The following is a 21,499-nucleotide window of genomic DNA, read 5'->3' as shown; positions in this document are numbered from 1 at the left end:
TGCATCCAAGGACGTAGGTGGTATTAATGTCTGGTGCGGCTTTCCGAGTTCCCACCATTGTAAACCGACAGCCGCAATAGCCCAAAAGCCGCTATAGCGGGCGATCACCAAAAAGCCCAAACATCACAACCCCACATCTTGCCCCGGAGCCCTTTCTCTCTATGCTGCGCCAAAACAGCTAGGGAGATAAATATGATCCTGCATTGCGTTTTCCTGCGGCTCAAATCCGCCATGACACAGGATGAGAAAAAGGAGCTTTTCGAATCCGTCGCCGCCTTGCAGCAGGTCATTCCCGGCATTCTCGATGTCAAATACGGGCCGAATGTCTCGCCGGAGGGGCTGCATGGCGGCTTCGTCGATGGTTTCGTGGTGACGTTCGAGAGCCCTGAAGCGCGCGACGCCTATCTCGTGCATCCCGAACACGTTGCCGTCGGTGAGCGTCTCGTCTCCTCGACCGATGGCGGACTTGCCGGCCTGCTGGTCTTCGATCTCAATATTTAACTAGAGGGACAGGCCCTGATCACGCTGACTGCCGGGGCGTGACGATGGTGAGATTCATCTCGGAACGCAGGCGAAAACCCATCGCCTTGTAAAGCGAGATGGCCGGCGCGTTCGTTGCATATGCATGCAGATAAGCGGTTTCGTTCCTCGCGGAGATCTCGCCGGCAACGAAGCGGAAGAGCAGGGTGCCGAGGCCGCGTCCCCGAAAATCGGGATGGGTACAAAGGCCGCTGAGTTCGGCAAAACCGGGCTGGCGCATGCGCTGGCCGGCCATGGCGATGAGCCGGCCATCAATTTTCACGCCCCAAAAGGTGCCAAGGCTTTGGGCGCGCAGGGTAAAGGGACCGGGCTTGGTCAGCGTGGCCAAGGCGAGCATCTCTGCTGCATCGGCTTCCGTTAGCGACTCGATCCTGCTGTCCGAGATCCGCTGATAAGGCCGTTCGGCGATCATCTGCACCAGCTTGCCTTCAGAGACGACCGTCAGTCTCGGCGGGATTGCGATGGGATTGGCTTCGACGAGCGCCATGGCCTCGTCAGCGGCCGGCAGATTTTCCAGAGCCTCGAGGCTTTCCGCCGTATCATCGGCGGGGGCTGCGAAGGGCACGATGGAGGGCGGATAGCGGCGGGCGCGCTCGTTGCCTTCCGCCAGTGTCGCATGGGCAGTTCGAAGGGCGTTCCAGGCCGGGCGGTCGAGAATATGGCTCATGGTTTCTGCTCCTTGTCGAGTTTGCCTCGACGGGCAAGCGGCGCTTCGGCAAGCCCGTTCTCGATTGCAGTAAGCTGTTCCAGGATGGGCCCGGAACTCTCGCCGCAGAGCTCGATGACAGCCTGTTCGATGCGCGGCCAGACTGATCGTTTCGAGTAATCGACGAGTTCCTGTCCTTCCGGTGTTAGGGAAACCAGTCTTCGGCGCTGATCCTCGGGTGAGGCCTGCATGTCGACGTAACCCAGTTCCAGAAGCTGCGAGACGGTCCGCGTGGCCCCTGGCTGGGTGATGCCGACAGCCTGGGCAAGCTCACTGATGGTAAGCGGGCCGGCGCGGTCGATCGCCGCGAGGAAGGGATATTGGGCGGATTGGAGGGAGACGCCGAGCTCTCCCATAATCTGCTGGGTATCGGCCTGAAGGCGCTCGCCGATGCGGCGAAAGCGGCTGCCCAGGCAGAGGAAACCCAGCGATTTCACGATATCTTCAGCCACGCCGCATTCCTGTTTCAATTTGCATAACTAGTTATATAAATTGTTATGAAATCGTGGTCAAGCGGCGCGTCCCCGTCCTGCTGGTCTTCGCTCTCGATCTTGGAATGAAAAGAGGCCGCAGGCACACGCCCGCGGCTATATTTATCCGGTTTCCTCAGCTCGATTTCGCCATCGCCGCGGCAAGTTGATCAACGTTATAACGGAACATTTTTTCATATGTCGCAGCCGGCCCATTGGCCTTGGAAAGGGCCTCGACATAGAGTTCGCCGCCGGGCTGCGCGCCGGTGGCCTTGGCGACCTGCTTGACCAGGCGCGGATCGTTCGAGTTCTCGAAGAAGTAGATCTTCACATGCTCGGTCTTGATCTGCTCGATCAGCTTGGCGACGCCGGCGGCCGAGGCTTCGGTCTCTGTCGAGACGCCGAGCGGCGACAGGAAGGTGACGTTGTATTCACGCCCGAAATAGCCGAACGCGTCGTGGCTGGTCAGGATCTTACGGCGATCCTCTGCAATCTTGTCGAACTTGCTGTGCGCATAGGCGTCGAGATCCGTCAGCGTCTTGGTATAGCGCTCAGCATTGGCCTTGAAATCGGCGGCGTCGGCCGGATCGGCGGCGGATAGCGCCTTTTCGATATTGGCGACCCAGATCTTCACATTGACCGGGCTGTTCCAGACATGCGGATCGGTGACGGTCTTGCCGTCGTCGACCATGGTACGGGTATTGATGCCCTCAGAGACGACGATCGGCGTGCCCCTGTAGCCGGAAGCCTTGATCAACCGATCCATCCAGCCTTCCAGACCTTCGCCGCTAACGAAGGTGACCTTGGCGGCATTGAGCCTCTTGGCATCGGTCGGCGAAGGCTCGAATTCATGGGGGTCGCCGTTCGGGCCGACAAGGCTCGACACCTTCACATGCTCGCCGCCAACCTGCTTGACGACATCGGCAAGCACGGTGAAGGAGGCGACGACATCCAAGGTTTCCGCCGAAGCGGGCGCCGCTATGCCGAAGGCGATGAAGGCCGGCAGCGCAGCGGAGAGAAGCAGTCTGTGTCTGGTCACGATAATCTCCTTGATCGAAATTAGCCCCTGAGATGGGGACGGGGAATAAACCGGCGGGCGAGGCCCGAGGGTGCGAAGAGAATGGAAAAGCCGTAGATCAGGCTCGCCGTGATGATGATGGTCGGACCGGAAGCGAATTCGAGGTGATAGGAGGCGATGAGCCCGATATAGCCCGACGCGGTCGCGGTTGCCGCTGCGATCGCCATCATCGCCGGCAGGCTGCGCGACCAAAGCTGCGCGATCGCCGCCGGCAGCATCATCAGCCCGACCGCCATCAGCGTGCCGAGTGCCTGGAAGCTGGCGACGAGATTGAGCACCACCAGCAGCAGAAAGAGGAAATGATAGACCGCGCCCCGGCCACCGACGGCGCGGAGAAAGCCGGGATCGAAGCATTCCACCACCAATGGCCGATAGATGACGGCGAGCGCCAGGAGCGTCACCGTGGTGATCGCGCCGATTTGGTAGAGGGCAGGGGCGTCGATCGCGAGGATGGTGCCGAAGAGCACATGCAGAAGATCGATATTGGAGCCGCGCAGCGATACGATGAGCACACCGAGCGCGAGCGACGTCAGATAGAAGCTGGCGAAACTCGCATCCTCCTGCAGCACCGTCATGCGGCTGACGAGCCCCGAGAGCAGCGCCACCGACAGGCCGGCAACAAGCCCCCCAAGACCCATGGCCGTCAGCGACAGCGAGCCGGCAATCAGATAGCCGATGGCCGCCCCCGGTAGTACGGCATGGCTCATGGCGTCGCCCATCAGGCTCATCCGCCGGAGCATCAGGAAGACGCCGATCGGTCCGGAGCCGAGCCCGAGGCAAAGGCAGGCGACGAGCGCGCGCCGCATGAAACCGTAATCGGCAAAGGGCGCGAGGAAGATGTCATAGGCCGTCATTCGGCCGGCTCCCGCTTCGCTAACCCCCGATGGGTAGGCGCCCGTTCCGGCAAGCAGTCTCCGGCGTCCTCGTCCCAACGCTCCGCCATGGCCCGCGCCTTGATGAGATTATCGGAGCTCATCACATCCTCTGTCCGGCCCCAACCGACGAGTTCACGGGCGATCAGCAGCGTCTCCGGAAAATGCGCGCGCACCTGATCGAAATCATGCAGCACCGCAATCACCGTGCGCCCGTCACTGTGCCAACGTAAGACAATATCGAGCAGGTCGCGTGTCGTGCGCTGGTCTATGGCGGTAAAGGGCTCGTCGAGAAGGATGACGCGGGCATCTTGCAGCAGCAGCCGCGCAAAAAGTACGCGCTGGAATTGCCCGGCCGAGAGTGAGCCGATGTGCCGACGCTCGAAGCCCGCCAGGCCCACGACCGCCAGCGCATCACGGGCACGCTCGGCATCCGCGTGTGAGAAACGCCTGAAGGCGCCGGAATTTTTCCAGGCGCCGAGCATGATGGTATCGGCCACCGAGATCGGAAAACGTCTGACGATATCGGCCGCCTGCGGCAGATAGCCGAAATCATTGCGCGTCAGCGCGCCGCGATCGATCGAGCCTTCCGCCGGTCTCAATTCGCCGATGATCGCCTTCAGGAGCGTCGACTTGCCCGCCCCGTTCGGTCCGGCAATCGCCGTCAGGCTGCCGGCCTGAAAGGCACCAGAAACGTGATGCACGGCTGGATGGCGTTCATAGGTGACGGTGAGGTTGTCGAGACGGATCTGAGCACTCATGCCAACGCCACCGCCCAGCCGATCGTGGCCCAGAGAATTGCGATGCCGATTGCAACGAAGGCGAGGCGCATCAAGGCCGACCGCCCGATCAGGGATGCGGCGAAGGGATTACTGTCAAAAGCCATGAGTGATTTCCATAATGTAATAACATTACGTGTTGTAGTGAGTAAAATGCGGCAAAAAAGAGGCGGGATGTGGATCTAGTTCTAGGAACCAAATGTGGGGAAATATCCCGGAAAGACGTCCGACCGGTCGACGCCACAGGAAATGCCATAAAAAAGGACGCCCATGGGGCGCCCTCTTTGTCCCGCAGAAATTAAAGATACTTAAAGCTGCTCGATCATCGCTGCCGCGCCCGACACGGTTGCCTGGCCGGGGCTTTCCTCGATGTTGAGCGTCTTCACCACGCCGTCTTCCACCAGCATCGAATAGCGTTTCGAGCGGATGCCGAGGCCGCCGGCGGAAAGGTCGATATCGAGGCCGAGCGCCTTGGCGAAAGAGGCGTTCCAGTCGGCGAGGAAGTGGATTTTCCCCATGCCGCCGGAGGATTGCGCCCACGCGCCCATGACATGCCAATCGTTGACGGCAACGACGGCGATGTCGTCGACGCCCTTTGCGAGGATAGCATCACGGTTTTCCAGATAGCCCGGCAGATGGTTCAGCGAGCAGGTCGGCGTAAAGGCGCCGGGGACGGCGAAAAGCACGACGCGCTTGCCGGCAAAAAGCTGGTCGGTGGTGAGCTCCACCGGACCGTCGGCGGTCTTTTCCTTAAAGGTGGCGGCAGGCAGTTTATCGCCGATAGCGATGGTCATGGCACTCTCCTTGGGGTCGCAATTTAGGGCGGCTGAACCGCCGCCCTTTGAGTGAAAATGGTCGGGCGAAACTATAGATCCGCGCTATTCGAACGCAAGCGTGGTTTCCATGGCGCGTTCACCGTCGATGACGAGGATGCCCCAGCTTTTGCCTTTAATATCGTAATTCTTCGGAAGCTTGCCGATCGCGATGTCGGTCGCAAAAGTCCTGCCGTCGCGTGTGCCGTTGGCCTGTTTGAAAAAGACATACCCGGACGGGCCGGTGACATAGATCAATGGAGTGCTTCCTGTTGCCTCCGGCAGCGTCAGGCGCAGTGAAAGAGTTTTTGCATCGGGCGAAAGTTGGTGATTTTCGACGGCAAAATCCGAGGAAGGAGCCTGCGGTAGCAATGCGTTGGCGGCATCCAACAGGGCTTGTTCGTGCGGCGTCGATTGGCCGGCAGCCGATAACGGCAGAGAGAATTGGGTCTGGAAGGGAATACAGATGTCCTTGCAGAGTCCGATGAAGGCGGTGAGGTTGAGTGTCACCGGCTGTTTGCCGTTGACACGGAAATCGAGCGGCAATGTCACCGGCTCATCATAGCCGATTTCCTGGATCTTGCCGACGACGATCGGTTTGGGCGTTGGGTAGCTGGTTTTTTCCAGCGTAATGCCGCCATCGGGCGCCGGGTTTACCTGCGGCGCAATTCCGCTTTCGCCGGGTTCGCGCCAATAGGTGATCCAGCCGGGTGCAGGCTCGATCTGCAGAGCAGCACGGATATGGCCCTGAGCATCCGGCGCCAGCGCCACCAACCGCATGCGCCCGCCCTCGTTGTTTGCCCAGTCGCTCATGGCGGCATGGGCGGTGCCGTCGGTCAGCGTTGCGGCGGTCAGCATTGTCAACAATGGGATAAAAGAGAGTTTTCCGGTCATGGAACAAGGATTTACCGGATGGCGCAGGCCTGTGCCAGAACGGCGCGAAAAAGAAATGATCATTTTCAGTTGATTGATTTATGACATTGCCCCATCTTCTTTTCGAGGGGCGCAGTTACAGACTGCAGTCAGGAGGTACGATGTCCCTATCGACGCTGAAGAATAGAAGCGAAAGAGGTTTTCTCGACGGCCAGTTCCTGATTGCCATGCCTGGTATGGAAGACCGGAATTTCAATCGCACAGTGATCTATATCTGTGCTCATTCCGCCGCCGGCGCCATGGGCTTCGTCATCAACCGAGCGCAGAACCTGACCTTTACCGACGTGCTGCTGCATCTCGAAATGATCAAGGATGACGATGCCATTCTTCTGCCGCCGGTCGCCCGTGATTTCCCGATCCAGACCGGGGGCCCGGTCGAAAGCGGCCGTGGCTTCGTCCTGCATTCCGATGACTATATCAGCGACAGCAGCATTCCGGTGAGCGACGATATCAGCCTGACGGCAACCCTGGACATCGTGCGCGCCATCTCCAAGGGTGGCGGGCCGCGGCGCGCCACCATGCTGCTCGGCTATGCCGGCTGGGGCGCGGGTCAGTTGGAAGCGGAAATCAGCAATAATGGCTGGCTCAACTGCCCGGCCAATGAGGAGCTGATCTTCGATCGCAGCCTTGACGATAAGTATGAACGTGCCCTGGCCTTGATGGGCATCAATGCCGCCATGTTGTCGCCGCATGCGGGGCATGCCTGAGCCTTCCACGCCCTTGTGGAACGAAATATTGTTAGTGACGTTTCCTTGTCACCGCACCGACAACTCCGCCGGTGCTGAATGAGGAGGCGTTCGCTATGGGCAGCATGAGTGACAAGGTATCCGGCAAAGCCAACGAGGCGGCTGGTAAGGCCAAACAGGTTGCCGGCAAGGCTACGAAGAGCAAGAGCATGCGCGCCGAAGGCACGGCCCAGAAGGCCAAAGGTAAGGCCCAGGTAGCTGTTGGCAAGGCCAAGGATAAAGCCAAGGGCGCAGTAGACCGCATGTAATCCAGCGGTTCGGTATGCGACAAGTCAAGTGCTGCGCCCTTTCGCGTGCCGTCAAACGCGCGGCGCAGTAAAAGAGCCTGTCACGAATTCGCGACAGGCTCTTTTTATGCTCGTCTTTTATACCCGTCGTGGCCAAGTTTTGGAGAGCTTTCCATGAGGCTTTTCGCCTGCGACCATTGTGGCCAGCCAGTGCATTTCGATAACCGGCAATGCGTGCGCTGCGGCTATCAGCTCGGCTTTGTTCCCGAGCGTCTTGCGATGTATGCACTGGAGGCTGATGAGGCGCCGAATTGGCGTCTTGTGGCCGAGCCGACGCGTATTGTCCGCTTCTGCGCCAATGCCACGCTCGATATCTGCAACTGGATGGTCGAAGCCCAAGACCCCGACCCCTTTTGCATTGCCTGTCGTCATAACCGGCTGGTGCCGAATACGGATAGCCAGCAGGGTATAGACCGTTGGCGGCGCATCGGCCAGGCCGAGCGGCATCTGTTCTATTCACTGTTGCGCTGGAATCTGCCGCATCCCAATCGCCAACAGGATCCCGAGGGTGGGCTGGTCTTCGACTTCCTCGAGGACGAGGTGCAGGGTGGCACCGTTGTGCCGGCGACGACCGGCCACGAGGAGGGGCTCATCACCATCCGCGCCGCTGAGGCCGACGATGTGACACGCGAACAGGCACGCACGTCGATGAACGAGCCTTACCGCACGCTGCTCGGCCATTTTCGCCACGAGACCGGCCATTTCATCTGGAACAAATTGATCCGCGACCGCAATCGGTTCGACGCCTTCCGCGCCGTCTTCGGCGATGAGCGCGTAGATTACGGCGCGGCCCTGCAGCAACACTACGACCAAGGCCCGCCGCCGAATTGGCAGGAAAGTTTTATCAGCGCTTATGCCAGCGCCCACCCCTGGGAAGATTTTGCCGAATGTTTCGCGCACTATCTTCACATCGTCGACACGCTGGAGACCGCTCGCTCCTTCGGCTTGGCGGTCGATCCCCGTGGCTATCACGAAATGGCGGCGGAGGTGGATTTCAATCCTTACAAGGCTGAGAGTGCCGAACAGCTCGTCAGCGCCTGGATACCGCTGAGCGTCGCGATCAATTCCATCCAGCGCAGCATGGGGCAGCCGGATTCCTATCCCTTCATCCTGTCGCCCCCGGTCGTGACGAAGCTGGAACATATACGGCAAGTGATTGGCGAAGCATGATTTTGCCCTCTCTCCAAAGGAGGAGGGCGTCTGAAGCGCGAGCGCTGTACAAACCTTTCCCAGGCGTGGGAGGTTATCGGCTACGCGCGCTTCGTCAGCGGAAAGCGTTCCTTCAGCAGCCGCAGCACCGAGTCCGAGCCCATGGGCGGGCCGAAGATGAAGCTCTGGCCGTAGGCGCAGCCCATCTTGGCGAGTTCCAGCGCATCCTCTTCCGACTCGATGCCTTCGGCGACGACGCGCATGTTGAGCTCGCGGGCCATGGAGATCACCGAACGCAAAAGTACGGCTTTCTTGTCGCTTTCATCACGCACCATCGCTTTATCGAGCTTGATCGTGTCGAACGGGAAGCGGGTGAGATAGGAGAGCGAGGAATAACCGGTGCCGAAATCGTCAAGCGCCAGGCCGATGCCGGCTTCGCGCAGCTTGCCGAGCACGAGGCGGGCCTGTTCCGGATTCTCCATCACCTGCGATTCCGTCAATTCGAGCTTGATGCGGTTCGGCTCGCAATGGGTTTTGGCGAGCAAGGCGCGGACATCATCGTAGAGCTCGTTGTTGAGGAGCTGCACGCTGGACAGATTGATGGAAACGAAGAGAGGCAGGTCGCCGGTCTGGCGCTGCCAGGCCATCAGGTCGTTGGTCGCCTGCTCCATCGCAAACATGCCGAGCGGGCCGATAATGTCGGAAGCCTCGGCGATCGGGATGAATTCCGACGGTGGAATATTGCCGCGTTTCGGATGCTCCCAGCGCATCAGCGCCTCGAAACCGGCGACCTCGGCATCTTCCAGCCGAACGATCGGCTGATAAACCAGCGACAGTTCCTTGCGTTCGACGGCGCGGCGAAGATCCGTCTCGAGCTGAAGACGATCGGTGCCGAAGCTGCGGAATGCAGGCTGGAAAGGCTCGACACGATTGCCGCCGGCGCGCTTGGCGCGGTACATGGCAAGCTCGGCGTCGCTCAAGAGACCCATGGCGCTCTCCTGCTGGTCGACCCAGGACGTCAGTCCGATCGACGCCGTCAAGATGATTTCGCGGTTGGCGAAATTGATCGGCACCATGATTGCCTTGCTGATGGCGTCGGCGAAATCGGCGACCTTGGCCGGGTCGCGCTCGGAAACGAGGATCAGGCCGAACTGATCGCCGGAGAGCCGCGCCAGCGTGTCCTGCGGCTTCATCAGGCGGCGCAGGCGCCGCGTCAGCGCGATCAGGATATTGTCGCCGGCAGCAACGCCAAGCGTATCGTTGACCAGTTTGTAGCGGTCGATGTCGATCACCATCACCGTCGGACGCACCTGATTGCCTTCCGGCGCCAAGGTGAGAACGGCCTGCAGGCGGTCGATGAAGACCTGGCGGTTCGGTAGGCCAGTCAGATTGTCGTGCAGCGCGTCATGCAACAGCCGCTCGATCGAGTTTTTCTGCTCTGTGACGTCGACGACGGTACCGACGCAGCGGATGATTTCGCCGTTCGAGCCAAGCACCGGCCGGGCGCGGATCGACAGCCAGTGGAAATGCCCGTCTTCGGCGCGAATGCGGAATTCATGATTCAGCCGGCCGCGGCGGTGTTCGAGGAGCACGTCGAGCGTCGCGCGAAAACGATCACGGTCGTCGGGGTGCAAGCGCGGCAGCCAGTTGCGCGCCGCGCCATGCATGGTGCCGGGCGACAGGCCAAGTTTCATCGAGATATCCGGCGTCGTCACCACGCGGTCGCGTGCCACGTCCCAATCCCAAACGGTATCGCCGGAGCCGGTGAGCGCCAGGGATTGCCGCTCGAGATCGGAAAACAGGCCTTGCTGAAATGCGCCGCCGGCAAATGCGTGCTGCATCACGGTGAAACCGATCAGGAGCACGATCAGCACGAGGCCGCCGCCGAGCGCCGGCTGGATGATGTCGTTGTCGAGCTTGCCCGTAATCGTCATCCAGGCGCCGAACAGCCAGACCAGGATCAGCGCCCAGGCGGGCACCAGCAGAATGGCGCGGTCATAGCGGCTGAAGCCGAGATAGATGATCAGCAGCAGGCCCGCCGTTGCCGTCAGCGCCAGCGATAGCCGAGCGACGCCGGCCGCGATCGACGGATCATAGATCGCGACGCCGAAGAGAAGCGCGAGACCGAGCACCCAGGCAAGGGTCACATAGCCCAGATGCGCATGCCAGCGATTGAGGTTCAGATAGGTGAACAGGAAGATCACCAGGCTCGATGCGAGCGCCACCTCCGCACAGGCGCGCCATATTCGCTGATCGCTGGAGGTGATGCTGATGAGTTTGCCGAGAAAACCAAAATCGACGCAAATATAGCCGAGCACCGCCCAGGCAAGCGCGGCCGTTGCTGGCAGCATCGAAGTGCCTTTGACAACAAAGAGAATGGTCAGGAACACCGCCAGCAGACCGGCAATGCCAAGCACGATGCCGCGATAGAGCGTGAAGGCGTTGACCGTGTCTTTGTAGGCGTTCGGCTCCCAGAGATAGAGCTGCGGCAGGTTCGGCGAGGAGAGTTCGGCGACAAAGGTGACGACCGCGCCGGGGTTCAGTGTGATGCGGAAGACATCCGCCTCGTCGCTCGGCTGCCGGTCGAGAGCAAAGCCTTCGCTCGGCGTAATCGCGATGATGCGTTGCGAGCCGAGATCCGGCCAGAACAATTTCGAATTCACCAGACGGAAGTGGGGCGCGACGATGACGCGTTCGAGCTGTTCTTCCGAGACATTGGCGAGCGCAAAGACGGCCCAGTCGCCCTGATGGTTCGGCGACGAGGATCGTACCTCAATACGGCGGCGAATACCGTCGGCGCCGGCAGCGGTGGAGACTTGGAAGGCCTCGCCCTGATTGGTGTAGATCTCGGTCGTCGCCGTCAGGTCAAGCGCGGTATCGTCGCGTGAAATCTTCACGGGTTCGGCTGCATGCGCCATGCCTGCAAGAAGGAACAGCATGGCAGCCGCGAGCGTCGCGACGATCGCGGACAACCATTTCGTCAACGGCGGGGCAGGCGGGAGATCGGCCGTCATCGCTTGTCGGATTTTCTAATCGGGTCGGCGTCGGACGCCAACCGGGAAAACATCACGTGATCACGCCACTGACCGTTAATTTTTAGATAACCGCGCAAATGACCTTCTCGCTGGAAACCGGCCTTTTCCAAAAGCCGCATGCTACGCTCATTATCCGGAATACAGGCTGCTTCAATACGGTGCAACTCAAGTCCGGAAAAGATATAGGGTATAACCAACTGAAGTGCGGCGAACATATGGCCCTGGCCTGAATGCCGCTCACCCATCCAATAGCCAATCATGCAGCTTTGTGCAGCGCCACGACGGATGTAACCAATCGTAATGCCGCCGAGCAAGGTCATATTCTCTTTAAGGAAAATAAAAAGTGGAATCGCCTGACCGGAACTGTATTCCTGTTTTCCCCTGATAACACGGGCGCGGTAGGCGCCCTCGGTCAGTTCGTCATGTCGCCAGGTCGGCTCCCAGGGTTCCAGGAAGCGCCGGCTTTCGGCTCGCAACCGGTGCCATTGATTGAAATCGGAATAGCGTGGCAGACGCAGCAGATAGGTCGCGTTTTCGAGTTCAACCGCGTCCGGATGACGTGACAGAAACCGAAAGACCGATTTTTGCATTCCGCCCAGTACTCCCCGGAAGATTGAACCCATCGGCGCGCGATGCGGTTTTAGCCGCTCGCGCTTATGGAGGCTGGGGTCGACGATGATAAGGATGTCACGATATCTTCCATCGGCGCCAACTGCTCCAAAGGCCCGATCGCCGACAGCGTCGGCACCGTGTCGAAGAACAGGCGGCCGGCAAGATCCGTCAGCCGATCGATGGTAATGCCCTGCAACCGTTCCAGCATTTCCTGGTTCGGGATCGGTCGGCCGTAGAGCATCATCTGTCGCGCGATCTGGCCGGCGCGCGCCGCCGGGCTTTCCTGACCCATCAGCAACTGCGCGCGGATCTGGGCGCGGGCACGCTCGATTTCCTGCTGTTCGATCTTGTGGGAGGATTTGTGCAGCTCGTCGACGATGACCGGCAGCAGCTCCGGCAGGTTTTCGCCGCCGGTCGCGGCATGGATGCCGAAAATGCCGGTGTCGGAAAAGCCCCAATGGAAGGCATAGACGGAGTAACAGAGCCCGCGGAATTCGCGCACTTCCTGGAACAGCCGCGAGGACATGCCGCCGCCGAGGATGTTGGCAAGGATCTGCGAACAATAGAAATCGCGCGTGTGATAGGCGCGTCCCTCGAAGCCGAGCAGGATCTGCGCATCCATCAGGTCGCGCGTCTCGCGGATATTGCCGCCGATATAACGCGCAGGCTCGATGACGGGCGGCGCCGACGGCTGTGTCGGCAGGGTGGAGAAGCGCTCTTCGACCTGGCGCACGAAGCTTTCGTGATCGACAGCGCCCGCGGCCACCACGAACATGCGGTCGGTCGTGTAGTTGCGGCTGAGATAACCGCGGATTTGTCCCGGCGTGAAGGAGACGACGGTTTCCGGCGTGCCGAGAATCGCCCGGCCGAGCGTCTGGCCGCGATAGGCGACTTCGGAAAATTTGTCGAAGACCACATCGTCAGGCGTGTCGTTCGCAGCGTTGATTTCCTGCAGGATGACCTGCTTTTCGCGCTGCAATTCATCCTCGTCGAAAGCGGATTCAGTCAGGATATCGGCGAGGATATCGACGGCGAGCGGCACATGATCCTTCAGCACGCGGGCATAATAGGAGGTTGTCTCGGTCGACGTGGCGGCATTGACCTCGCCGCCGACATTCTCGATTTCCTCGGCGATCTCACGCGCCGTGCGACGGGCCGTGCCCTTGAACGCCATGTGTTCCAGCAGATGCGCGATGCCGTGTTCCGCTTCGGTTTCATTGCGCGAACCCGATTTGATCCAGACGCCGAGTGCCACGCTTTCGAGGTGTGGCATCGTCTGGGTCGCTACTGTCAGCCCGGACGCAAGCCGGGTGCACTCCACTGTCATCGTCTGTCTTTCTGCGTTTATCATTCCCCCGCCCGGGCATGTTTGCCGATGAAAGTTTCAACGGCTTTCAGCTCGGGATCGAGGACGTCGAAACGCTCCTCCCTGTTCATCAGTCCAGCAAGCCACGTCGGAAGCGCCGGGTCAATACCACACGCCGATTTTACTGCGGCGGGGAATTTTGCCGGATGTGCGGTCGCGAGCGTCACCATCGGGCTCGCCGGCTTCTCGTTTTTCTCCGCCACAAAGACGCCGATGGCGGTGTGCGGGTCGATCAGATAGCCGGTGTTGTCGAGTGTTTTGCGGATCGTCGCGGCGACCTGTTTTTCGCTGGCGCGGCCGGCGCGGAAGTCCTTCTTGATGGTCTTCAGAGCGCTTTCGCTGATCGAAAAGCCCTTCGATTGTTTCAGGCTTTCCATCGCGGCGCGCACCTTCGACGCGTCGCGGTCATGGGCTTCGAACAGCAGCCGTTCGAAGTTGGAGGAGATCTGGATGTCCATCGACGGCGCGGTGGTGGCCTTGACCTCGCGCATCTCGTAGCGCCCGGTTTTCAGCGTGCGAGCCAGGATGTCGTTCTCGTTGGTGGCGATCACCAGCCGGTCGATCGGCAGGCCCATGCGCTTTGCGACGTAGCCGGCGAAAATATCGCCGAAATTGCCGGTCGGAACGGTGAAGGAAATCTTCCGGTCGGGGCCGCCGAGCGCGACGGCAGTAGTGAAGTAGTAGACCACCTGCGCCATGATGCGCGCCCAATTGATCGAGTTGACGCCCGAAAGCTTGACGCGGTCGCGGAAGGCTGTGTCGTTGAACATGGCTTTGACTAGATTCTGGCAATCATCGAAATTGCCGTTGATCGCCAGCGCATGCACATTGGCTGCCGTCGAGGTGGTCATCTGCCGTTGCTGCACCGGCGAGACCTTGCCATGCGGGAAGAGGATGAAGATGTCGGTGCGTTCGCGTCCGGCAAAGGCATCGATCGCCGCCCCGCCGGTGTCGCCCGAGGTGGCGCCGACGATGGTTGCCCTTTGCCCGCGCTTTTCCAGGGCGTAATCCATCAGCCGTGCGAGCAACTGCATGGCGACATCCTTGAAGGCAAGCGTCGTGCCGTGGAAAAGCTCCATCACGAAGCTGTTCGGACCTGTCTGCACCAGCGGCGTCACGGCGGGATGGCGGAAGGTGGCATAGGCTTCATCGATCATGCCGCGGAAGACGTCGTCCGGAATTTCGCCGTTGGTGAAAGGCGACAGCACGGCGAAGGCGACGTCCTGATAGCTCTTGCCACGGAAAGCGCGAATCTCTTTTTTCTTAAGCGTCGGCCATTCACGGGGTACATAGAGCCCGCCATCACGAGCAAGGCCGGCCAGAAGGGCGTCGCAGAAGCCAAGGGCAGGGGCTTCTCCCCGCGTTGAGATATAGTCCACGGTCTAGAATTCCTTTGGTCGCAAAATTGCCGGAGTGGTGAGGTGAGAGAGTAAAAGAACGAAGCGATGGCAGCCCGTCTTTTTGCGTCGGATCAGCCGCGTGGTTTTCGCGTTTGCGCAATGCCCGCCCGGCCCCGTCCGGTGGGCGGCGGCTTGCGCCAATCTGTCGAGGTCGAAAAGTGAGCCAAAACGGTGCCTACCCAATCGATTTTTCGCTGCGCCGCTGGTATAGACCATCGCCAAGTGTCATAAAAGGCCCGTCGAACAGGCTGCAGGCCGATAATGTAAATTATTGCAGAGGGTGGAATATATAGTGTTTGGCAGGGTTTCGCGTCGTCTTTTTTCCGCTTCGCTTCTGGCATTGTTGGCTGGTTGTAGTTCTCTTGGTTTCGGCGGTAGCGACAAGCAGTCCGGAACGGATGTGACGGTGGCGCCGCAGGCAGCGGCGGGCAATCCATCCGCCGCCAGCCCCGCGCCGCAGGTGACCGGCGGCCAATCCTATGTCGCCGGCAAATGCCCACAAGTCGTCATCCGCGATGAGGCGTCCAGCTACCGCACCTACGCCAAGGGCGCCAAGGACGATCCGAACCAGTTGACCTATCAGGCATCGCTCGCCCAGGCGACGCGCCAGTGCACGACCGACGGCACCAGCCTCAGCATCAATATCGTTGCGCAGGGCCGTCTTGTCGCCGGCCCGGTGGGCGGCCCCGGCAAGGTGACCATGCCGATCCATGTCGCCGTCATGGACAACAACACCGCGCTCTATAGCAAGACCGTCAATTTCACCGCCGAAATCCCGCCGGGCGAAACCACGACGCAGTTCCTCTTCACCGATAACGACATCAACGTCGCCGGCGGCTCCGGTGGCTTCACGGTTGTTCAGATCAGCTTCGATCAGGGGCCGCAGAAGGCCGAAAAGGGCCAGAAGCCCGTTCGCAAGAAGCATCAGTAGGGTTGGAATCAGGCAGTAGGCAGTAGGCAGTAGGCAGTAGGCAGTAGGCAGTAGTAAAAGGTCACCTTGTCCTTGCTACTGCCGGCAATATAGCTGCAACATCTATTGCCTATTGCCTATTGCCTATTGCCTATTGCCTATTGCCTATTGCCTATTGCCTCACAAAACCCCTTCCCACTCCGCCAGCGCCATGACCACGCCGGGCAGATCCATCATCCGGGCGATGACTGTTTCTGCACCCGCATCCGTCAGCCGGTCGGCATGCGAAGGGTAGGTGTGCGAAGCGCCGGTGAAGCCGATGACGCGCATGCCGGCGGCACGCGCTGCTTGGACGCCATGGACCGAGTCTTCGACGACGATGACGTTGGCCGGCGGAACGTTCATCTGCTTGGCACCGTGCAGGAAAATATCCGGCTTCGGCTTGACGCGATCTGCGCCGAGATCCTTGGCGGAATAGATATGTGGCGCAAACAGCTCCTTGTAGCCGACCTTGGAAAGCATCATGTCGATCCGCGCGGAGCTGGAATTCGAGCAGATGCAACGCGGCATCGGCAAGCGCGACAGGGCCAGAGGAACGCCCGGGATAGCCTTGACGTCATTGGCGAGCCGCAAGTCGAGTAGCTTCTCGGACTTGTCGAGCAGCGATGCCGACAGCGGAATACTCGCCTCGCGCTCGACTTCGAACAGAATGTTCTGCCAGGTCATGCCGGAAAAACGCTCGCCCATTTCTTCGGCGCTGATCGGGTAACCCGCTTCCGTCAGGAGCTTGGATTCAACATCCGCTGCGATGATTTCCGAATCGACCAGAACGCCGTCGCAGTCGAAGATGATGAGATCGAAGCCATTGCTCATGAGAATACACTGCCTTTGAAGGGGCTCTTGATTGGCATGGCCTTTTCCAAAAACCGCTTCGCACTTTTTGGGGCCTGCTCTGAAATGGATCGTGCGGCTTTACACGATGCTCCGGCAAAGCTCAACCAATGAGCAGACATGGCAGTAATGCACTGGCGGAAAGGTTCGGGCCTGACTTAATGTGTCAACCGTGGTGGGTCATGTTGAAAAAGTCGCTGCGCAGGCTTTTTGCGTGCAGTTGGCCAACCTGCGACTCATATTCCTCTTGAGCCGCCCGCCAGCAGGGCTCCGCCTCTGCAATCTTGCTTTCCCCGGCCGGCGATAGCTCCAACAGCAGCCGACGGCTCCCTTCCGTTTCGGGCGCGCTGATGATCAGCCCCTGTTGTTGCAGCGGCTTTACGGCCCGCAGCAGGGTCGTGCGGTCCATTAGCATTGCTGCCGCCAGTTCGTTCATGGTCATCCGCTCATTCTGGTGGAGGAAATTCAGGAGTGAAAACTGAGTGCTGGTTATGCCGGTTGGCGCCATATGGCGCTCGTAGAGTTTCGAGACGTGCCTCGCCAGTTGCCGAGTCGCCAGGCAATGGCACGCAAGGGGACCAAGATCGTCTTCGGTTTGCATGAACTTACTATGCTTGTGCATATGCACCAAGTCAAGTTGTCGCCGCGCTTGATCAGGATGGCTCGACAAGGCCGATCGTCATCTTTAAGGATCGGCCATGGCCAAAGAGCGCGACGACACGATTGCCAGCCGTATCAGCCGGGTGCTTGCCGACCGCATCATCCGCGGCGAGATCGCACCCGATGCGCGGTTGCGGCAGGATCATATTGCCGAGGAGTTCGGTGCCAGCCATGTGCCGGTGCGCGAGGCATTCCGGCGGCTGGAGGCTCAAGGCCTGGCGATCAACGTGCCCCGCCGTGGTGTCCGCGTCGCCTCCTTCGATCTCAAGGAAGTTCGCGAAGTCGCGGAAATGCGGGCTGCCCTCGAGGGGCTGGCGCTGAAGCATGCCGCGCAGCACCTGACGCCGGCAATTCTCGATGCCGCCGAAGAGGCGACGCGGGAAGGGGATGCGGCTGCCGATGTCCGCGCCTGGGAAGAGGCGAACCGCCGCTTTCACCGCCTGATCCTCGCGCCCTGCGGCATGCCGCGGCTGCTCGCATCGATCGACGATCTGCATGCCGCCAGCGCTCGCTTCCTCTTCTCCGCCTGGCAATCGGGCTGGGAAAAACGCACCGATCACGACCATCGCGCCATCCTTGCGGCCCTGCGCCAGGGGCGGACGGAGGAGGCTGCGTCTATCCTGCAGAAACACGTGCAGTGGATCGGCCGATCCCCGGTGCGGACGCCCTCGGGTTCGACGCGCGAAGCTTTTGCGATCGTTGGGTAAATTATAGTTTGGATGTTCTGGCGCCGATGATGTTGCGCCCTTCATTGAGGCGACGTCTCAACACTAGGCGTCGACACCGTCGCGCTCTTTGTTCGTCGCATCCGCGTCGATAGGAAACAGCGCTAGAAACCGGCGTTCGCCTTCTGATGTAAACAGGATCGAGCGGCTGTTTTCCGATCGCCGCGCCCAACCCTTGTCGAAGAAGTTGGAAAGCAGCGCCTTGCCGAGGCTGCCGGCGAGGTGCGCCCGGCGTTCGCTCCAATCGAGGCAGGAGCGGCAGAGCGGGCGCCGCGTCGAGCGCAGCCCATTCACATCAATGCCGATCGAGGTGAGATGCGTTTCGCCGCGCTCCGTCAGGCTTAAGCCGTCATCGAGAGCCGAGATCGCGCCGGCCGCAATCAGGCTGTCGAGCATGCGTACACCGTAATCACCGGCGAGATGGTCGTAGCAGATGCGTGCCTTGCGAAGAGCCGGCTCTTTCGGACCGGGGCGGTGGCGCAGGTGCCCTCGCGTAGCGGCGAAGCCCATGATACTTTCGAGCAGCTTGCCGACGCCGTCGTCGGCCAGCGCGAAATAGCGGTGCCGGCCTTGTTTGCGTTGCGCAAGCAATCCGCCTGCTTCGAGCTTCGACAGATGCGTGCTCGCCGTCTGCAGCGTGATACCGCCGGCCGCCGCCAACTCCGTTGCAGTCAGGGCACGGCCGCCCATCAGCGCGGTCAGCATATTCGCCCGCGCCGGATCGCCAATGAGCGCACCTATCTGCGCGATGTCAGGACCTTCCTTCATACTTCGATCGTAACCGAAGCATAGACGTCGCGCAATATGCGACAACATCTCCATCACCAAAGGAGACAACCATGATCACCTGTTTCATCCGCTATGAGATCGATCCCTTCAAAAAGGACGCCTTTGCCGAATATGCCAGGGCCTGGGGCCAGGTCATCCCACGCAACGGCGCGGACCTCATTGGCTATTTCGCCCCGCACGAGGGCTCGGCGACGACCGCTTATGGTGTCTACAATGTCGAGAGCCTGGCTGCCTATGAAGCCTATCGCGCCCGCCTCGCAGCCGATCCGCTCGGCAAGGCGAATTACGATTTCTCCCGCCACGAACGCTTCATCATCAGGGAAGATCGCATCTTCCTGAAAAACGTGTCTCTACCGCACGGCCCAAAGGTGACGCCATGATCGCCGTCATTTTCGAAGTCATTCCCTATCTCGGCGAGCGTCATCACTATCTTGATCTTGCCGGCAAGCTGCGCGCAGAACTCGAAACGATCGACGGTTTCATCTCCATCGAACGCTTCGAGAGCCTGACACAACGCGGTAAGCTTCTCTCGCTCTCCTTCTGGCGCGATGAGGCGGCGGTCAAGGAATGGCGCAATCGTGAAACGCACCGGGCGGCGCAAAAGGCCGGGCGAGGGGTGATATTTGCCGACTATCGGCTGCGCATAGCCCATGTGGTGCGTGATTACGGAATGAATGAGAGGGAAGAGGCACCGGCGGATAGCCGCGCGGTGCATGACGAGCTAATCAACACCGAACCGCAGGCAAAGGGCATCAATAGCAATTTCTAGGGCCGGTAGCTCGTCGACGACCACGCCCCAGATGATCTGGTCGGATAGGCCATGATATTGATGACGCAATATGTTTCCTATGGTCTTGACTTGTTGCCACGGAATCTCCGGCCTCAGAGCTTTGATATCGTCGGGCATGGCCCGACTTGCCTCCGAAATGATTTCTATGGCGCGCTGGACGGCGTGTTGAAACAGCCAATCGCTACGGTAGTCGTCCAGTGTTTTTCCCATGGCGGCTTTGCTGATACCGCGGAGTTCTGCGCGTATGTCCTCGAGCGCGTGTCTAAATTCCCGCGGCATCAAAATACCCGCGTCGCCGAGCGTTCGATCGCCGGTCTCAGGCGGGGATGTAGCCCATCTCTGGTCGTAATGTCGACGGGCGCATGAAGATCTTCTTCGAGCAAGAACTTGATACTGATCAGATCGAAAGCATTGAAACGACTAGCCGGGTCATAGTCGACAAAAATATCCACATCACTCGATGGTTGCGCCTCATTCCGGGAAACAGAGCCGAAAAGGTAAAGCGACGTTGCACCGAGCGCCCGGATGGCGTCCGCGTTGTTTTTAAGCCGCGTTATCGTTTCGTTTCGGTCCATGAGAATGTTCTATCGCATTCGCTGTTATTTTTCTATGCCGCGAATAATTTCTCAAATCGCCCGCCGCTTTAGCCTTTGGTAACCAACTTAGGTAACCATAACACTCAGTTAATCGTATCGAGTAAGTGTAACAGCGAGTATCACATGGCGTCAGTTTTCCCGCTTGCCGACCTCAGGACTTCCGCAACGCCGGGCTCTTGGGTCGACACGATCATCAAGGGCGATTGCGTAGCCGCTCTTGAAGCACTGCCCACCCATTCCGTCGACGTCATCTTCGCGGACCCGCCTTACAATTTGCAGCTCGGCGGTACGCTGCATCGCCCCGATCAATCGCTTGTCGACGCCGTTGACGACGAATGGGACCAGTTTGCCTCCTTCGAGGCTTATGATGCCTTTACCCGCGCCTGGCTTCTCGCCTGCCGTCGCGTGCTGAAGCCGACGGGCACCATCTGGGTCATCGGCTCCTATCACAATATTTTCCGCGTCGGCGCTACGATGCAGGATCTGAACTTCTGGATCCTCAACGACATCGTCTGGCGCAAGACCAATCCGATGCCGAATTTCAAGGGACGTCGTTTCCAGAACGCCCATGAAACGATGATCTGGGCGAGCCCGAACGCCAAGGCCAAGGGCTACACCTTCAACTACGACGCCATGAAGGCCGCCAATGACGATGTGCAGATGCGCTCCGATTGGCTGTTCCCGATCTGCAGCGGCGGCGAACGGTTGAAGGATCAGGATGGCAAGAAGGCGCATCCGACGCAGAAGCCAGAAGCCCTGCTTGCCCGTGTCATCATGGCATCGTCCAAGCCCGGCGACATCATCCTCGACCCCTTCTTCGGCTCTGGGACCACCGGTGCCGTCGCCAAGCGTCTCGGCCGTCACTTCGTCGGCATCGAACGCGAGCAGGATTACATCGATGCGGCCAGCGCCCGCATCGCCGCCGTCGAGCCGCTCGGTAAGGCGGAACTGACCGTCATGACAGGCAAGAAGGCTGAAGTTCGCGTTGCCTTCAACGTTTTGATCGAAAGTGGCCTCATCAAGCCCGGCCAGGTGCTGACGGATGCGAGGCGTCGCTACAGTGCCATCGTGCGCGCCGATGGCACGGTCGCCTCCGGCGGCGAAGCGGGCTCCATTCATCGCCTCGGTGCGAAAGTCCAGGGCCTTGATGCATGCAACGGATGGACGTTCTGGCACTTCGACGATGGGCATTCCCTGCGCCCGATCGACGAGCTGCGTTCGATCGTCCGCAATGATCTGGCCAAGGTGGAATAATTCCAACTATTTTCAGCGGCATAATTTTACCCGAAAGCCTTTCCCGACTATCGGGATGGTGCCGCGGCCGGATCCGCATATCCGCCTTCTTCCGTCGAG

The 21,499-nt window shown here is 60.0% G+C and carries 26 protein-coding genes; 9 read left to right on the top strand and 17 right to left on the bottom strand.

Annotation, left to right across the window (positions count from 1 at the left end; translation table 11 throughout):
* Positions 1–192 precede the first annotated feature (192 nt).
* Positions 193–501, top strand: coding sequence for a Dabb family protein (locus ACXHXG_RS02785; RefSeq protein WP_104822241.1), 309 nt, complete (start codon positions 193–195; stop codon positions 499–501).
* Between the two features lie 19 nt (positions 502–520).
* On the opposite strand, the gene ACXHXG_RS02780 is transcribed toward ACXHXG_RS02785, so the two are convergent.
* From ACXHXG_RS02780 to ACXHXG_RS02745, 8 genes are all read right to left on the bottom strand, one after another.
* A complete protein-coding gene (locus ACXHXG_RS02780; protein ID WP_457898430.1) occupies positions 521–1,207 on the bottom strand; it encodes a GNAT family N-acetyltransferase in 687 nt (228 codons plus the stop codon).
* Entirely contained in the window at positions 1,204–1,698 is a 495-nt protein-coding gene (locus tag ACXHXG_RS02775; protein WP_457898429.1) for a MarR family winged helix-turn-helix transcriptional regulator, read from the bottom strand. The genes ACXHXG_RS02780 and ACXHXG_RS02775 overlap by 4 nt, the downstream gene beginning before the upstream one ends.
* 154 nt (positions 1,699–1,852) lie before the next feature.
* Positions 1,853–2,755, bottom strand: coding sequence for a metal ABC transporter solute-binding protein, Zn/Mn family (locus ACXHXG_RS02770; RefSeq protein ID WP_457898428.1), 903 nt, complete (start codon positions 2,753–2,755; stop codon positions 1,853–1,855).
* Between the two features lie 20 nt (positions 2,756–2,775).
* Entirely contained in the window at positions 2,776–3,648 is an 873-nt protein-coding gene (locus ACXHXG_RS02765; protein ID WP_104822245.1) for a metal ABC transporter permease, read from the bottom strand.
* Positions 3,645–4,427: a metal ABC transporter ATP-binding protein gene (locus tag ACXHXG_RS02760; protein WP_104822246.1), complete on the bottom strand. Its 783-nt coding sequence runs from the start codon at positions 4,425–4,427 to the stop codon at positions 3,645–3,647. Before ACXHXG_RS02760 ends, ACXHXG_RS02765 begins: the two co-directional genes overlap by 4 nt.
* Entirely contained in the window at positions 4,424–4,552 is a 129-nt protein-coding gene (locus ACXHXG_RS02755) for a hypothetical protein (RefSeq protein ID WP_457898427.1), read from the bottom strand. Before ACXHXG_RS02755 ends, ACXHXG_RS02760 begins: the two co-directional genes overlap by 4 nt.
* A gap of 201 nt (positions 4,553–4,753) precedes the next feature.
* A complete protein-coding gene (locus ACXHXG_RS02750; RefSeq protein ID WP_457898426.1) occupies positions 4,754–5,239 on the bottom strand; it encodes a peroxiredoxin in 486 nt (161 codons plus the stop codon).
* A gap of 84 nt (positions 5,240–5,323) precedes the next feature.
* On the bottom strand, positions 5,324–6,151 hold the full coding sequence (locus ACXHXG_RS02745) for a protein-disulfide reductase DsbD domain-containing protein (protein WP_457898425.1): 828 nt from the start codon (positions 6,149–6,151) through the stop codon (positions 5,324–5,326).
* 140 nt (positions 6,152–6,291) lie between these two features.
* Here ACXHXG_RS02745 and ACXHXG_RS02740 point away from each other — a divergent pair, with 140 nt between their 5' ends.
* The 3 genes from ACXHXG_RS02740 (at position 6,292) to ACXHXG_RS02730 (ending at position 8,393) form a co-directional block, all read left to right on the top strand.
* Positions 6,292–6,897 carry a YqgE/AlgH family protein gene (locus ACXHXG_RS02740; RefSeq protein WP_104822251.1) on the top strand — a complete coding sequence of 202 codons (606 nt, stop codon included), beginning with the start codon at positions 6,292–6,294 and terminating at the stop codon, positions 6,895–6,897.
* A gap of 95 nt (positions 6,898–6,992) precedes the next feature.
* Positions 6,993–7,184 carry a CsbD family protein gene (locus tag ACXHXG_RS02735; protein WP_104822252.1) on the top strand — a complete coding sequence of 64 codons (192 nt, stop codon included), beginning with the start codon at positions 6,993–6,995 and terminating at the stop codon, positions 7,182–7,184.
* A gap of 153 nt (positions 7,185–7,337) precedes the next feature.
* The gene (locus tag ACXHXG_RS02730) at positions 7,338–8,393 is read left to right on the top strand and encodes a zinc-binding metallopeptidase family protein (protein ID WP_457898424.1); all 1,056 of its coding nucleotides are present in this window, start codon (positions 7,338–7,340) and stop codon (positions 8,391–8,393) included.
* 80 nt (positions 8,394–8,473) lie between these two features.
* Here ACXHXG_RS02730 and ACXHXG_RS02725 read toward each other — a convergent pair whose 3' ends face one another.
* From ACXHXG_RS02725 to thrC, 4 genes are read right to left on the bottom strand one after another with little or no spacing between them, the layout of a single operon-like run.
* Positions 8,474–11,386 carry a sensor domain-containing phosphodiesterase gene (locus tag ACXHXG_RS02725; protein WP_104822254.1) on the bottom strand — a complete coding sequence of 971 codons (2,913 nt, stop codon included), beginning with the start codon at positions 11,384–11,386 and terminating at the stop codon, positions 8,474–8,476.
* On the bottom strand, positions 11,383–11,997 hold the full coding sequence (locus ACXHXG_RS02720) for a GNAT family N-acetyltransferase (protein WP_104822255.1): 615 nt from the start codon (positions 11,995–11,997) through the stop codon (positions 11,383–11,385). Before ACXHXG_RS02720 ends, ACXHXG_RS02725 begins: the two co-directional genes overlap by 4 nt.
* Before the next feature lie 50 nt (positions 11,998–12,047).
* Positions 12,048–13,346: a M16 family metallopeptidase gene (locus ACXHXG_RS02715; RefSeq protein ID WP_104825008.1), complete on the bottom strand. Its 1,299-nt coding sequence runs from the start codon at positions 13,344–13,346 to the stop codon at positions 12,048–12,050.
* Between the two features lie 20 nt (positions 13,347–13,366).
* A complete protein-coding gene (thrC, locus tag ACXHXG_RS02710) occupies positions 13,367–14,764 on the bottom strand; it encodes a threonine synthase (RefSeq protein ID WP_283049488.1) in 1,398 nt (465 codons plus the stop codon).
* Positions 14,765–15,077: 313 nt separating this feature from the next.
* Here thrC and ACXHXG_RS02705 point away from each other — a divergent pair, with 313 nt between their 5' ends.
* Entirely contained in the window at positions 15,078–15,716 is a 639-nt protein-coding gene (locus ACXHXG_RS02705; protein ID WP_283049489.1) for a hypothetical protein, read from the top strand.
* A 159-nt stretch (positions 15,717–15,875) separates the two neighbouring features.
* Here ACXHXG_RS02705 and ACXHXG_RS02700 read toward each other — a convergent pair whose 3' ends face one another.
* Complete coding sequence (locus ACXHXG_RS02700; protein ID WP_283049491.1) at positions 15,876–16,568, bottom strand: HAD family hydrolase; 693 nt, start codon at positions 16,566–16,568, stop codon at positions 15,876–15,878.
* 184 nt (positions 16,569–16,752) lie between these two features.
* Positions 16,753–17,187: a MarR family winged helix-turn-helix transcriptional regulator gene (locus ACXHXG_RS02695; protein WP_457898423.1), complete on the bottom strand. Its 435-nt coding sequence runs from the start codon at positions 17,185–17,187 to the stop codon at positions 16,753–16,755.
* Positions 17,188–17,284: 97 nt separating this feature from the next.
* On the opposite strand from ACXHXG_RS02695, the gene ACXHXG_RS02690 reads away from it, so the two are divergent.
* Positions 17,285–17,953, top strand: a complete 669-nt coding sequence (locus ACXHXG_RS02690; protein WP_104822260.1) for a GntR family transcriptional regulator — start codon at positions 17,285–17,287, stop codon at positions 17,951–17,953.
* A gap of 63 nt (positions 17,954–18,016) precedes the next feature.
* Here the strand turns inward: ACXHXG_RS02690 and ACXHXG_RS02685 are convergent, their stop codons facing one another.
* Positions 18,017–18,739 carry an ArsR/SmtB family transcription factor gene (locus ACXHXG_RS02685; RefSeq protein WP_457898422.1) on the bottom strand — a complete coding sequence of 241 codons (723 nt, stop codon included), beginning with the start codon at positions 18,737–18,739 and terminating at the stop codon, positions 18,017–18,019.
* Between the two features lie 71 nt (positions 18,740–18,810).
* On the opposite strand from ACXHXG_RS02685, the gene ACXHXG_RS02680 reads away from it, so the two are divergent.
* Together ACXHXG_RS02680 and ACXHXG_RS02675 are read left to right on the top strand one after the other, a co-directional pair.
* Positions 18,811–19,140, top strand: coding sequence for an NIPSNAP family protein (locus tag ACXHXG_RS02680; RefSeq protein ID WP_104822262.1), 330 nt, complete (start codon positions 18,811–18,813; stop codon positions 19,138–19,140).
* A complete protein-coding gene (locus ACXHXG_RS02675; RefSeq protein WP_104822263.1) occupies positions 19,137–19,529 on the top strand; it encodes an antibiotic biosynthesis monooxygenase family protein in 393 nt (130 codons plus the stop codon). The genes ACXHXG_RS02680 and ACXHXG_RS02675 overlap by 4 nt, the downstream gene beginning before the upstream one ends.
* On the opposite strand, the gene ACXHXG_RS02670 is transcribed toward ACXHXG_RS02675, so the two are convergent.
* Positions 19,482–19,760 carry a HepT-like ribonuclease domain-containing protein gene (locus tag ACXHXG_RS02670; RefSeq protein WP_260303403.1) on the bottom strand — a complete coding sequence of 93 codons (279 nt, stop codon included), beginning with the start codon at positions 19,758–19,760 and terminating at the stop codon, positions 19,482–19,484. The two genes, ACXHXG_RS02675 and ACXHXG_RS02670, sit on opposite strands and share 48 nt — an antisense overlap.
* 68 nt (positions 19,761–19,828) lie before the next feature.
* The gene (locus ACXHXG_RS02665; RefSeq protein WP_104822265.1) at positions 19,829–20,125 is read right to left on the bottom strand and encodes a nucleotidyltransferase family protein; all 297 of its coding nucleotides are present in this window, start codon (positions 20,123–20,125) and stop codon (positions 19,829–19,831) included.
* A 144-nt stretch (positions 20,126–20,269) separates the two neighbouring features.
* On the opposite strand from ACXHXG_RS02665, the gene ACXHXG_RS02660 reads away from it, so the two are divergent.
* Positions 20,270–21,400, top strand: a complete 1,131-nt coding sequence (locus ACXHXG_RS02660; protein ID WP_285167964.1) for a site-specific DNA-methyltransferase — start codon at positions 20,270–20,272, stop codon at positions 21,398–21,400.
* The last annotated feature ends 99 nt before the right edge of the window (positions 21,401–21,499 follow it).

Source organism: Rhizobium sp. LEGMi-198b, assembly GCF_054114205.1.
Note: the sequence above shows the minus strand (reverse complement) of the source record. Positions and strands in the feature narration are given on the sequence as shown.